This is a genomic window from Streptomyces sp. NPDC050161, assembly GCF_044460025.1.
In the GTDB taxonomy this organism is placed as follows: domain Bacteria; phylum Actinomycetota; class Actinomycetes; order Streptomycetales; family Streptomycetaceae; genus Streptomyces.
This window is the reverse complement of sequence record NZ_JBITJM010000002.1, coordinates 415,766-428,515: the sequence shown is the minus strand read 5'-3', so window position 1 is coordinate 428,515 and position 12,750 is coordinate 415,766. Positions and strand designations below refer to the sequence as shown.

The following is a 12,750-nucleotide window of genomic DNA, read 5'->3' as shown; positions in this document are numbered from 1 at the left end:
TGCCTGTATATCAGCGATCCGCCGCGCGCAGCGGCGGACACCTGTAGGGTGCCTGCCCGCCGCGGACGTAGCAGGATGTCCGCGGCGGCAGGCGCCGCCCGGCTACCTGCGTGGCTGGGAGTCGAGGACCTGCTGGAGCGCCTCGAACTCCTCGACGCACTTGCCGGAGCCGAGCGCGACGGAGTCGAGCGGGTCCTCGGCGATGTGGATGGGCATGCCGGTCTCGCGGCGCAGCCGCTCGTCGAGGCCGCGGAGCAGGGCGCCGCCTCCGGTGAGCACGATGCCGCGGTCCATGACGTCGCCTGACAGCTCCGGCGGGCACTTGTCGAGCGTCGTCTTGACCGCGTCGACAATGGAGTTGACCGGTTCCTCGATGGCCTTGCGGACCTCGGCGGCGGAGATCACGACGGTCTTCGGCAGGCCGGAGACCAGGTCACGGCCGCGGATCTCGGTGTGCTCGTCCTGTTCGAGGTCGTGCGCGGAACCGATGGTGATCTTGATGCTCTCGGCGGTGCGCTCGCCCAGCAGAAGGCTGTACTCCTTCTTGATGTGCTGGATGATCGCGTTGTCGAGTTCGTCGCCCGCGACGCGGATCGACTGGGCCGTGACGATGCCGCCGAGCGAGATGACGGCGACCTCGGTGGTACCGCCGCCGATGTCGACGACCATGTTGCCGGTGGCCTCGTGCACCGGGAGCCCGGACCCGATCGCGGCGGCCATCGGCTCCTCGATGATGTGCACCTGCCGCGCGCCGGCCTGCGTCGACGCCTCGATGACGGCGCGGCGTTCGACGCCGGTGATGCCGGAGGGGACGCAGACGACCACCCGCGGGCGGGCCAGATAGCGCCGCTTGTGGATCTTCAGGATGAAGTAGCGGAGCATCCGCTCGGTGATTTCGAAGTCGGCGATGACGCCGTCCTTCAGGGGACGTACGGCGACGATGTTGCCGGGCGTCCGCCCGATCATCTTCTTCGCCTCGGCGCCCACGGCGAGGATGCCGCCGGTGTTGGTGTTGATGGCCACGACCGAGGGCTCGTTGAGGACGATCCCGCGGCCCCTGACGTACACCAGCGTGTTGGCGGTCCCGAGGTCGACAGCCATGTCACGGCCGATGAACGACATGTTGTTCCCCATGAGGATACGTCTGGCCTTCCCAACTGGAGCGAATGCTTACTGGAGGTCGGCAGGAGGTGATGCGCTGTGCGGCGCGGAAGCTTCCATCGTAGTTCGTAGTGCTGCCCACTCGAACACGGTGGGCGGTACTTCCGCCATTGTCAGCGGTACACGCACCCGGCCCCATCAATGGTGACGTCGTGTCGCGGTGATGCGTTCCCCCGAACATCCCGCATATGCCGAGGGGCGACCGATCTTTAACGGTCGCCCCTGGTCACGAGGGGGATACAGGTGATGATGTATCAAGAAAGTCCGGGAAAGAAAATCTTGATCTCCCGTTCGGCGGACTCTTCGGAATCCGAGGCATGGATCAGATTCTCCCGGGTGATCGTGCCGAAGTCCCCACGAATGGACCCGCTCGGTGCGGTAATCGGGTCGGTGGGACCGGCCAGCGCGCGCACGCCCTCGATCACCCGCTCCCCCTCGACGATGAGGGCGACGACCGGGCCGGAGGCCATGAACGTCATCAGCGGCTCGTAGAAAGGCTTGCCCTCGTGCTCGGCGTAGTGCTGCTCCAGCACCTCGCGGTCCAGGGTGCGCAGCTCCAGGGCGCCGAGGTTCCAGCCGGCCTTCTTCTCGATCCGGCCGATGATCTCGCCCACCAGGCCGCGCCTGACGGCGTCGGGCTTGAGAAGAACGAGGGTGCGCTGGCTCATGGATTCGGCTCCTTGCAAACAATCGACTGCGGTGAGCCGAGGCTACAGGGAGCGGCGACAGGGGTGTCGCCCGGTCCTCGTACGGGCGACACCCCTGCGAAGCGCTCCGGCGGCGCAGACGACAGGGCTTACGCCGCCTCCGCCTCCGCCATCGCCGCCCAGCGGGCCTTCGCCTCGTCGATCTTGCGGCCGAAATGGACCGATGCCCACCACAGGGCGGCGAACACCGCGCCCAGGAAGAACATCGTCGGGACGACGAAGCCGCTGGCGATCAGGGCGACCTGGAGCGCCCAGCCGAGCTGGATGCCCCCGGGGCGGGTCAGCAGGCCGCACAGCAGCAGGCTCAGCAGCATGGCGATGCCGCTGACGGTCCAGATCGTGGCCGTCGACAGGTCGCTCATCTGCATCGCGACCAGACCCGCGAAGCCGATCACGAAGAACTCGCCGATCAGGGTGCTCGCACACAGGGTGCGCATGGTCAGTTCCTCCCCAGGAGCAGCCGGGCCTCGCCGACCGTGATCACGGAGCCGGTGACCAGGACACCCGCTCCGGAGTACTCGCCCTCTTCCTCGGCGAGGGTGATCGCCGCCTCCAGGGCGTCGTCCAGCCGCGGTTCGACCTGGACCCGCTCGCTGCCGAACACCTCGACGGCGACGGCCGCCAACTCATCGGGATCCATGGCGCGCTGGCTGGAGTTACGCGTTACCACGACCTCGGCGAAGATCGGCTCGAACGCCTCCAGCAGGCCCTTGACGTCCTTGTCGTCACTGGCGCCGACGACACCCACCAGACGGCTGAAGCCGAACGCCTCGGTGACGCCATCCGCCGCCGCCCGCGCGCCCGCGGGGTTGTGCGCGGCGTCCAGCACGACGGTGGGGCTGCGCCGCACGACCTCCATCCGGCCCGGCGAAGCGACCGCGGCGAAGGCCGAGCGGATGGTGTCGATGTCGAGGCTGCGGGCGTGCTCGGAGCCGATGCCGAAGAACGCCTCGACCGCGGCGAGCGCCACCGCGGCGTTGTGCGCCTGATGGGCGCCGTACAGCGGGAGGAAGATCTCCGGGTACTCGCCGCCGAGCCCCCGCAGGGTCAGCATCTGGCCGCCGACGGCGACCTCGCGGCTGAGCACCCCGAACTCCATGCCCTCACGGGCGACCGTGGCGTCCACCTCGACCGCGTGCTTGAGCATCACCGACGCGGCGTCGACCGGCTGCTGGGCCAGCACGACCGTCGCGTCCTTCTTGATGATCCCGGACTTCTCCACGGCGATCTGCTCGGGCGTCTCGCCCAGCCGGTCGGTGTGGTCGAGCGAGATCGGGGTGACCACGGCGACGTCGGCGTCGATGACGTTCGTCGCGTCCCAGGTGCCGCCCATGCCGACCTCGACGACGGCGATGTCCACCGGCGCATCGGCGAACGCGGCGTACGCCATCGCCGTCAGCACCTCGAAGAACGACAGGCGGAACTCCTGCTGAGCGTCGACCATCTCGATGTACGGCGCGATGTCGCGGTACGTCTCGATGAAGCGCTCGGCGGAGATCGGGCTGCCGTCCAGGCTGATCCGCTCGGTGACGGACTGGACGTGCGGGCTGGTGTACCGGCCGGTGCGCAGGTCGAAGGCGCCGAGCAGGGCCTCGATCATCCGGGCGGTGCTGGTCTTGCCGTTCGTTCCGGTGATGTGGATGGCCGGGTAGGCGCGCTGCGGGGAGCCGAGGATGTCGAGCAGCGCCTCGATGCGCTGCACCGACGGGTCGAGCTTGGTCTCACCCCAGCGGCCTGCCAGTTCGTCCTCGACCGCGCGCAGCGCACGGTCGACCTCGGGGTCGGCAGGACGGACCGGGACGCCGTCTCCCTGCGGGGGTCCTGCCTGCGCGCGCAGGGTCCGGCTGCCGGCCTCGATCACCGCGAGGTCCGGGTCGCGCTGGGTCTCGGCCTCGACCATGTCGTCGAAGGCGTCGGTCGGGTCGGGGTCGTCGTTCTGGGGGCGCTCGCTCACGCCGTCCAGTCTACGAGGCACCCCTGACAACGGTCGCGCCCACACCGGCACCCGGGCACCGCCCCGCGGCTGCCCGGGGCGGGCCCGCGGGAACGGGTGCCCGGCCCGCCCCGGCAGGCGGGCGCTACGCCAGCGCCGCCTTCATCATCGCGCGGGCGATCGGGGCGGCGAGGCCGTTGCCCGAGACCTCGTTGCGGGCGGCGTGACCGTCCTCGACCAGCACGGCCACCGCCACCTGGCGGCCCTTGGCGTCCTGCGCGTACGAGACGAACCACGCGTAGGGCGTACCGCTGTTGTCGACGCCGTGCTGGGCGGTGCCGGTCTTGCCGCCGACGGTCAGCCCGTCGATCTTCGCGTTGCTGCCGGTGCCCTTCTCGACGACCGTCCGCATCGCCGACTGCAGCTGCTCGGCGGTGCGGGACGACATCGCCTTGCCGTACGTCTTGGGCTCCGTCTTCTCCAGGGTGTTGCCGCCGCCGTCGGTGACCTTGTCCACCATCTGCGGGGTCTTCAGCTCGCCGCCGTTGGAGATCGCCGCGGTGATCATCGCCATCTGCATCGGGGTGGCCTGGTCGTTGAACTGCCCGATGCCGGAGAGCGCGGTCTGCGCCTCGTCCATGTCCTTGGGGTAGACGCTCTTGTCGGCCCGCACCGGGGTGTCGACCTTGGCGTCGTTGAAGCCGAACTTCTCGGCCTGCGCCCTGACCTTGTCCTTGCCCAGGTCGACGGCCATCTTTCCGAAGACGGTGTTGCAGGAGTACTGGAGGGCGGTGCGGATGTCCGCGTTCTCGCAGGGTGCCGACGCGCTCTCGTTGGTGAGCTTCGTGGTGGTGTGCGGCAGCGTGTACGGGTCGGGGCTCTTGGTCGGCTCGTCCACCGAGGAGTACAGGCCGTCCTCCAGCGCGGCGGCGGCCACCACCAGCTTGAAGGTGGAGCCCGGCGGCAGCGGCTGGCGCAGCGCGCGGTTCACGTCCGGCTGCCGCTCGTCCTCGCTCATCTTCTGCCACGCCTTGCGGTCCGAGCTGCCGGACCCGGCGAACTTGCCGGGGTCGTACGAGGGCGTGCTGACCATCCCGAGGACGTGTCCTGTGGCCGGGTCGAGGGCGACGGCGGCGCCCGTCTTGTCGCCGAGCGCCTCGTAGCCCGCCTTCTGGACGGAGGAGTCGATGGTGGTCGCGACGTCGCCGCCCTTGGCCCGCTCGTGCGACAGCGCGTCCAGGGGGCTCTGGAGCCGGCTGTCGGAGCCGTCGAGCAGGTCGCCGTAGAGGCTCTCCAGCCGGTTGCTGCCGAAGATCTGCGACGAGAAGCCGGTGACCGGCGCGTAGAGCTTGCCGTCCGTGTAGGTGCGCTTGTACTTGAGGTTGGCCGAGGTCGCGACGGAGCCGGTGACCGGACGTCCGTCGACGAGGATGTTGCCCATCGGCGCCGCGTACTTCCCGATGGCGACCCGGGGGTTGTGCGGATCCGCCTTGTATTCGTTCGCCTTGGCGCCCTGGAGCCAGGTGGCCCAGGCCACCAGCGCGAGTATCAGGGTGAGGCAGAAGACCGAGACCCGGCGCAGTGGTTTGTTCATGATCGGGCGCGGCTCCTCGCTCGGTACGTGCGCTTTCTCCGGAAACTCCGGCACGCGGCCCCAGGGTTCCTCGGATTGATGAGAGCGCGATGAGAATGCCCGTTCAGCCCTTGAGGCAACGTTTGGCCGCTTTCCCTCCTCTTCGTCGGCGGGCTCTGTAACGCTCCATTCGGTGTGATCGAACGGAAAGCAGGAGCTGAGTACGGTGCCGGCAATTGGTCAGCGGATGCATTTGGTGCTGCTCACCGGCTGGACGGTGGTGTGGTTCGCCGTGGTGGAGCCGCACGGCGGCTTTTCCTGGCACTATCTGCGGGCCGGCGGCGAGCTGATCTACCAGGGCGCGGCCGGCGACGGCACCGGCGGGCTCAATCTCTACGCCCACCATCCGGAGCTCCAGATGGGCCCGGTCAGCTTCCTGGTGGCCGGCCTGTTCAACCCGTTCCCCGAGGCCACCGGGCAGTTCCTGGCGGCGGCGCTGATGTCGCTGCTCGGCCTGGTCATCACGGTGCTGGCCGGCCGCAGCGCCGCGTGGCACTTCCTGGGCACCGGCACCAACCACCAGCGGCTGCGGCAGCGGGTACTGATCGCCGGACTCGCGTTCATCCCGATGTGGATCGAGGTTGCCGTACGTTTCGGCCATCTCGACGACGTACTGGCGCTGTTCTTCACCGCACTCGCGGTACGGTCCCTGACCCGCGGCAACGCCGCGATGACCGGCGCCTGTCTGGCCCTGGCCATGGATTCCAAACCCACCGCGCTGGCCTTCGCGCCGCTGCTGCTGGCGCTGCCCCGGCAGCAGTGGCTGCGGGCCGGGCTGTGGTGTGCGGGCCTGGTGGCCGTCGCCTGGCTGCCGTTCTTCATCGGCGACTCGCAGTCCTTCGCCGCCGCTACCTTCACCATCCCCAACCACCCGGCGTCCGCGCTGCGTTGGCTGGGTGTCGGCGACCCGGAGACCCCCGGCTGGGACCGTCCCGCGCAGGCCGCGCTGGGTCTTGCGCTGGGCGTCCTCGCGGTCTGGCGCGGGCGCTGGGCCGCCGTGGTCCTGCTCGGCGCCAACGCCCGGATCGTCCTCGACCCGAGCGTCTACACGTACTACACCGCGTCCGTACTGCTCGGCACCCTGCTCTGGGACGTCATCGGCCAGCGGTGGCTGGTGCCGTGGTGGAGCTGGCTGGCGCTGCTCACCCTCTACGGCAGCGTCTTCCTCGTCCCCGACGACGCGGCGCGCGGGCTGATCCGGCTGGGCTTCGTGGCCGTGTCGACCGCGTACGTCCTGCTGTGGCCGGTCCGCGAGCGGGGGCGGCGGGGACGGCGCAGGCCCCCCGCCCGTACGGACGAGGGGCCTGCGGTGCCGCACGATTCCGCCGGGGCCGACCCGGCGGATCCGGGACGGGCTACGCCGTGGGCAGCGCCGCCAGCTGGGCGCTGATCCGGACGATGTCCGCTTCGGCGGTCTCCAGCCGGCCGCGGATCTTGTCCACGACCTTCTCGGGCGCCTTGGCGAGGAACGCTTCGTTGCCGAGCTTGCCGAGGGCCTGCGCCTTCTCCTTCTCGGCCGCTGACAGGTCCTTCGTCAGCCGCTTCCGCTCCGCCTCGACGTCGATCGCGCCGGAGAGGTCGAGCGCGACCGTGGCGCCCGCGACCGGCAGCGACGCGGTGGTGCTGAAGTCGTCGGCGGCCGGCTGGAGGCGCAGCAGCGAGCGCATCGCGGCTTCGTGCGCGGCCAGCGCCGTGCCGGACAGGTCGAGCCGGGCCGGGACCTTCTGGCCGGGCTGGAGACCCTGGTCGGAGCGGAACCTGCGGACCTCGGTGACGACCTGCTGGACCAGGGCGATCTCCTGCTCGGCCGCCGCGTCCCGGAAGCCGGAGTCGGCCGGCCACTCGGCGACGACGACCGAATCGCGGCCGGTCAGCGTCGTCCACAGGGTCTCGGTGACGAACGGCACGACCGGGTGCAGCAGCCGCAGCGTGACGTCCAGGACCTCGCCCAGCACCCGGCGGGAGACCTCGGCCGCCGGGCCGCCGGCGAAGAACGTGGTCTTCGACAGCTCGACGTACCAGTCGAAGACCTCGTCCCAGGCGAAGTGGTAGAGGGTGTCGGAGAGCTTGGCGAACTGGAAGTCGTCGTAGAGCGCGTTGACTTCGGCGACGGTGGCGTTGAGCCGGGAGAGGATCCAGCGGTCCGTCGCCGACAGCTCGGACGCCTCGGGCAGCGGGCCCTCGGTGGTCGCGCCGTTCATCATCGCGAACCGGGTGGCGTTCCAGATCTTGTTGGCGAAGTTCCGGGACGCCTGGACCCAGTCCTCGCCGATCGGGACGTCGGCGCCGGGGTTGGCGCCGCGGGCCAGGGTGAAGCGGACGGCGTCGGAGCCGTACGCGTCCATCCAGTCCAGCGGGTCCACGGCGTTCGGGTTCGACTTCGACATCTTCTTGCCGAACTCGTCCCGCACCAGGCCGGTGAGGGCCACGGTCTTGAAGGGGATCTCGTCCATGGAGTACAGGCCGAACATCATCATCCGGACGACCCAGAAGAAGATGATGTCGTGCCCGGTGACCAGGACGTCCGTCGGGTAGAACTTCGCGAGGTCCGGGGTGCGTTCGGGCCAGCCGAGGGTGGAGAAGGGCCACAGGCCGGAGGAGAACCAGGTGTCGAGGACGTCCTCGTCCTGCGTCCAGCCCTCGCCGGACGGCGGCTCCTCGTCGGGGCCGACGCAGACGACCTCGCCGTCGGGGCCGTACCAGACGGGGATGCGGTGGCCCCACCACAACTGCCGCGAGATGCACCAGTCGTTGAGGTTGTCGACCCAGTCGAAGTACCGCTTCTCCATGTCCTTCGGGTGCAGCGCGACCCGCTCGTCGCGGACCGCGTCACCGGCGGCCTTGGCCAGGGTGTCGACCTTGACCCACCACTGGAGCGACAGGCGCGGCTCGACGGTCGTCTTGCAGCGCGAGCAGTGGCCCACGGAGTGGACGTAGGGGCGCTTCTCCGCGACGACGCGGCCCTGTTCCCGCAGGGCGGCGACGATCGCCGAGCGCGCCTCGAAGCGGTCCAGGCCCTCGAAGGGCCCTGAGGCGGTGATGACGCCCCGCTCGTCCATGACCGTCAGCGTGTCGAGACCGTGCCGCTGGCCGATCGCGAAGTCGTTCGGGTCGTGGGCGGGGGTGACCTTCACGGCGCCGGTGCCGAACTCCGGGTCGACGTGCGCGTCGGCGACGACCGGGATCGTGCGGTTGGTCAGCGGCAGCTTGATGCGCTTGCCGATGAGGTGCGCGTACCGCTCGTCCTCCGGGTGGACCGCGACGGCGGTGTCGCCGAGCATCGTCTCGACGCGGGTGGTGGCCACGACCACCGTCTCGTCGCCCTCGCCGTACTGGAGCGAGACCAGCTCGCCGTCGTCGTCCTGGTAGTCCACCTCGATGTCCGAGATGGCGGTCAGGCAGCGCGGGCACCAGTTGATGATGCGCTCGGCGCGGTAGATCAGTTCGTCGTCGTAGAGGTTCTTGAAGATCGTCTGGACGGCGCGGGACAGGCCCTCGTCCATGGTGAACCGCTCGCGGGACCAGTCGAGGCCGGCGCCGAGGCGGCGCAGCTGGCCGAGGATCCGGCCGCCGTACTCGTCCTTCCACTGCCAGACCCGCTCGGTGAACGCCTCGCGCCCGAGGTCGTAGCGGGACTTGCCCTCCTCGGCGAGCTGCTGCTCGACCTTGTTCTGGGTCGCGATGCCCGCGTGGTCCATGCCGGGCAGCCACAGCGTCTCGAAGCCCTGCATGCGCTTGCGGCGCGTCAGGGCGTCCATCAGGGTCACCTGGAACGCGTGGCCCAGGTGGAGGGCGCCGGTGACGTTCGGCGGCGGGATGACGATCGTGTACGGGGGCTTCTCGCTCTTCGCGTCGGCGGTGAAGTAGCCCCGCTCTACCCAGCGCTCGTACAGCGGCCCCTCTACGTCGGCCGGCGTGTACTGAGTCGGCAGTTCGGGGGCACTGTGGTTGCTCTGCTGAGTGTTCTCGGTCACGACGCACAGTGTACGGGCGCGGATGTCGCGGTCTCGAACCGGTTTCGCCCCCGGAGCAGCGGTTGTCGGTGGCGTCGTACAGGATGTGCGGAGCGTATAAACATCAACTGCCGCCAGTTGTCACGAGGGGAACCGCTTCATGAGCTACAACCAGCCGTCGCCAGGCCCGTACGGCCAGCAGCCGCAGCAGCCGCAGCAGCCGGGACCGTACGGCCAGCCGCAGCAGCCGCAGGCCCCGCAGCCGGGCTACGGCTACCCGCAGCAGGGCGGCCAGGTGCCCCCGCAGGGTTACGGCTACCCGCAGCAGGGTGCCCCTCAGCAGGGCTACGGCTACCCCCAGCAGGGCGCGCCCTACGGCCAGCAGCCGCAGGCCCCGTACGGCCAGCAGACTCCGTACGGCGCGATCCCGCAGGGCCCGCCGGAGTCCGGCGGCAGCGGCAAGAAGGTCGGCCTCATCATCGGCGCGGTGGCCGTGGTCGCGGCGATCGGCGTGGGCGCCTACTTCGCGTTCGGCTCGGGCGGCGGCAGCGTCCCGCCCTACACGATCGTGCTCCAGGACAAGCTCCTCAACGGCGAGTACAGCAAGGCCCCCGGCTCCGAATCCTCCGACGCCCAGGACTTCTCCAGCGACAAGGACCTCAAGGCGATGGGGATCAGCAACGGCAAGGCGGTGCAGGGGTCCTACGTCAACGCCAGCAAGCTGAAGATGGCGGTCGTCGGCGTCTACGGCGAGGTGTCCGACCCGGAGACCGCGGTGGACGCCACGTTCGCCAAGCTCGACGAGACCCAGAAGAAGAGCGCGGCCCGCGGGAGCGCCAAGATCGAGACGGTCACGCCGATCACGAAGTACTCGCCCGACGACTTCGACGGCGCCGTGATGAAGTGCAGGACCCAGAAGGCCACCGCGTCGGTCAGCGGCATCACCGCGTCCTCCACGGTCTCCGTGTGCATCTGGGGCGACAGCAGTGCCGTGGGCATCGTGCAGTCCCAGGCCATGCCCGACCCGTCGGGCAGCGGCCCGCAGTCGCTCGGCTCCGAGGCGCTGTCCCAGAAGACGGCGGCGGTCCGCACCGAGGTCCGCAAGGAGAAGTAGCACCGCGTGTGCATACGCGAACCGCCCGGCAGCACATCGGCTGCCGGGCGGTTCTTCGTCTGTGCGCCGTACCGAGCTACGCGCTCTTCTCGTGCGGCTCGCCCGACTCGCCGCGGCTGCGCGGGACGAGGGTCGGGTTGACGTTGGAGTGGACGACGTCCTCGGTGATGACGACGCGGGCCACATCCTTGCGGGAGGGGACCTCGTACATCACGGACTGGAGGACTTCCTCCATGATGGCGCGCAGGCCACGGGCGCCGGTGCCGCGCAGGATCGCCTGGTCGGCGATGGCCTCCAGGGCCGGGCGGTCGAAGTCCAGCTCCACGCCGTCGAGTTCGAAGAGCCGCTTGTACTGCTTGACGAGCGCGTTCCGCGGCTCGACCAGGATCTGCAGCAGGGTCTCGCGGTCGAGGTTGTGGACCGAGGTGAGGACGGGCAGCCGGCCGATGAACTCGGGGATCATCCCGAACTTCACCAGGTCTTCCGGCATGACGTCCTGGAGCTGGTCCTTGGACTCGATCTCGCGCTTGGAGCGGATCGTGGCGCCGAAACCGATGCCCTTGGCGCCTGACCTGGCCTCGATGATCTTGTCGAGTCCGGCGAACGCGCCGCCCACGATGAACAGCACGTTCGTCGTGTCGATCTGGATGAATTCCTGGTGCGGGTGCTTGCGCCCGCCCTGCGGCGGTACGGAGGCGGTGGTGCCCTCCAGGATCTTCAGCAGAGCCTGCTGGACACCCTCGCCTGAGACATCGCGGGTGATCGACGGGTTTTCGCTCTTTCGGGCGACCTTGTCGATCTCGTCGATGTAGATGATCCCCGTCTCGGCCTTCTTGACGTCGAAGTCCGCGGCCTGGATCAGCTTGAGCAGGATGTTCTCGACGTCCTCGCCGACGTAGCCGGCTTCCGTCAGCGCCGTCGCGTCGGCGAAGGCGAACGGGACGTTCAGCATCCGGGCGAGGGTCTGCGCGAGCAGCGTCTTGCCGGATCCCGTGGGGCCGAGCAGCAGGATGTTGGACTTGGCCAGCTCGATGCCCTCGTCGCCGCGGCCACCGCCGTTCTCGCCCGCCTGCACCCGCTTGTAGTGGTTGTAGACGGCGACCGAGAGCGCCTTCTTGGCCGGGTCCTGGCCGACGACGTAGCCGTTGAGGAACTCATAGATCTCCCGCGGCTTGGGGAGTTCCTCCCAGCGCACCTCGGAGGTCTCGGCCAGCTCCTCCTCGATGATTTCGTTGCAGAGGTCGATGCACTCGTCGCAGATGTACACACCAGGTCCCGCGATGAGCTTCTTCACCTGCTTCTGACTCTTTCCGCAGAACGAGCACTTGAGCAGGTCGCCGCCGTCACCGATGCGTGCCACGAGGTGCTTCCCCTTCGCCTGGGATCCGCATTGCTCCTACGGACCCGGGTGCTTGCCTATCGACGGTACCTTGCCGGGCCCCCCGTACGGGCCCCCCTTGGACCGACTGAAGTTCAGTCGGTCCAAGGGGGCACAGACCCGGCTCGCTTCGCGAGGACCGCTAGCCGATCGAGACCGACGACTTGCGCGTCGACACGATCTGGTCGACCAGACCGTACGCCAGGGACTCCTCGGCGGTCAGGATCTTGTCGCGTTCGATATCGTCGCGGATCTTCTCGATCGGCGTGGAGGAGTGCTTGGCCAGCAGGTCTTCCAGCTGCGAGCGCATCCGGAGGATTTCGTTGGCGGCGATCTCCAGGTCGGAGACCTGGCCGCGGCCGGTCTCGCTGTACGGCTGGTGGATCAGCACACGGGCGTTGGGCAGCGCCATCCGCTTGCCGGGGGTGCCGGCCGCGAGCAGCACGGCGGCGGCGGAGGCCGCCTGGCCCATGCAGACCGTCTGGATGTCGGGCTTCACGAACTGCATCGTGTCGTAGATCGCGGTCAGCGCCGTGAAGGAGCCGCCGGGCGAGTTGATGTAGATCGAGATGTCACGGTCCGGGTCCATCGACTCCAGGCACAGCAGCTGCGCCATGACGTCGTTGGCCGACGCGTCGTCGATCTGCACGCCGAGGAAGATCACCCGCTCCTCGAAGAGCTTCGCGTACGGGTCGTACTCGCGCACGCCCTGCGAGGTGCGCTCGACGAAGCGCGGAACGATGTAGCGGGACTCGGCGCGAGGACCGGAAAACTCGGACTCCGCGCCCTGGTACAGGCCGCTGCCGGGGAAGTTGTTCATCTGGGTGTTCACCGTCCTGGTGGCGATCAAGGGGCTGGGGTGGCTGGGCGA

10 protein-coding genes are annotated in these 12,750 nt (G+C 69.2%); 2 read left to right on the top strand and 8 right to left on the bottom strand.

Annotated elements, in window-relative coordinates:
- Positions 1 to 102: 102 nt before the first annotated feature.
- The 5 genes from ACIBK8_RS05045 to ACIBK8_RS05025 form a co-directional block, all read right to left on the bottom strand.
- Positions 103 to 1,122, bottom strand: coding sequence for a rod shape-determining protein (locus ACIBK8_RS05045; RefSeq protein ID WP_227045210.1), 1,020 nt, complete (start codon positions 1,120 to 1,122; stop codon positions 103 to 105).
- Positions 1,123 to 1,415: 293 nt separating this feature from the next.
- Complete coding sequence (gene ndk, locus ACIBK8_RS05040) at positions 1,416 to 1,829, bottom strand: nucleoside-diphosphate kinase (RefSeq protein WP_399040140.1); 414 nt, start codon at positions 1,827 to 1,829, stop codon at positions 1,416 to 1,418.
- A 128-nt stretch (positions 1,830 to 1,957) separates the two neighbouring features.
- Positions 1,958 to 2,305 carry a DUF4233 domain-containing protein gene (locus ACIBK8_RS05035; RefSeq protein WP_393689547.1) on the bottom strand — a complete coding sequence of 116 codons (348 nt, stop codon included), beginning with the start codon at positions 2,303 to 2,305 and terminating at the stop codon, positions 1,958 to 1,960.
- 2 nt (positions 2,306 to 2,307) lie between these two features.
- Positions 2,308 to 3,822: a bifunctional folylpolyglutamate synthase/dihydrofolate synthase gene (locus tag ACIBK8_RS05030; RefSeq protein ID WP_399040138.1), complete on the bottom strand. Its 1,515-nt coding sequence runs from the start codon at positions 3,820 to 3,822 to the stop codon at positions 2,308 to 2,310.
- A 124-nt stretch (positions 3,823 to 3,946) separates the two neighbouring features.
- Positions 3,947 to 5,395 carry a peptidoglycan D,D-transpeptidase FtsI family protein gene (locus ACIBK8_RS05025; protein WP_399040136.1) on the bottom strand — a complete coding sequence of 483 codons (1,449 nt, stop codon included), beginning with the start codon at positions 5,393 to 5,395 and terminating at the stop codon, positions 3,947 to 3,949.
- A gap of 226 nt (positions 5,396 to 5,621) precedes the next feature.
- Between ACIBK8_RS05025 and ACIBK8_RS05020 the strand changes: the two genes are divergently transcribed.
- Positions 5,622 to 6,824 (top strand): hypothetical protein, encoded by a 1,203-nt coding sequence (locus ACIBK8_RS05020; protein ID WP_399040293.1) that lies wholly within the window; start codon positions 5,622 to 5,624, stop codon positions 6,822 to 6,824.
- Here ACIBK8_RS05020 and ACIBK8_RS05015 read toward each other — a convergent pair.
- On the bottom strand, positions 6,790 to 9,408 hold the full coding sequence (locus ACIBK8_RS05015) for a valine--tRNA ligase (RefSeq protein ID WP_399040135.1): 2,619 nt from the start codon (positions 9,406 to 9,408) through the stop codon (positions 6,790 to 6,792). The genes ACIBK8_RS05020 and ACIBK8_RS05015 overlap by 35 nt on opposite strands.
- 139 nt (positions 9,409 to 9,547) lie before the next feature.
- On the opposite strand from ACIBK8_RS05015, the gene ACIBK8_RS05010 reads away from it, so the two are divergent.
- Positions 9,548 to 10,501, top strand: coding sequence for a hypothetical protein (locus tag ACIBK8_RS05010; RefSeq protein ID WP_399040134.1), 954 nt, complete (start codon positions 9,548 to 9,550; stop codon positions 10,499 to 10,501).
- A gap of 76 nt (positions 10,502 to 10,577) precedes the next feature.
- Here the strand turns inward: ACIBK8_RS05010 and clpX are convergent, their stop codons facing one another.
- Positions 10,578 to 11,861 (bottom strand): ATP-dependent Clp protease ATP-binding subunit ClpX, encoded by a 1,284-nt coding sequence (gene clpX, locus ACIBK8_RS05005; RefSeq protein WP_227044897.1) that lies wholly within the window; start codon positions 11,859 to 11,861, stop codon positions 10,578 to 10,580.
- Positions 11,862 to 12,021: 160 nt separating this feature from the next.
- A complete protein-coding gene (locus ACIBK8_RS05000) occupies positions 12,022 to 12,699 on the bottom strand; it encodes an ATP-dependent Clp protease proteolytic subunit (RefSeq protein ID WP_399040292.1) in 678 nt (225 codons plus the stop codon).
- Positions 12,700 to 12,750: the final 51 nt, after the last annotated feature.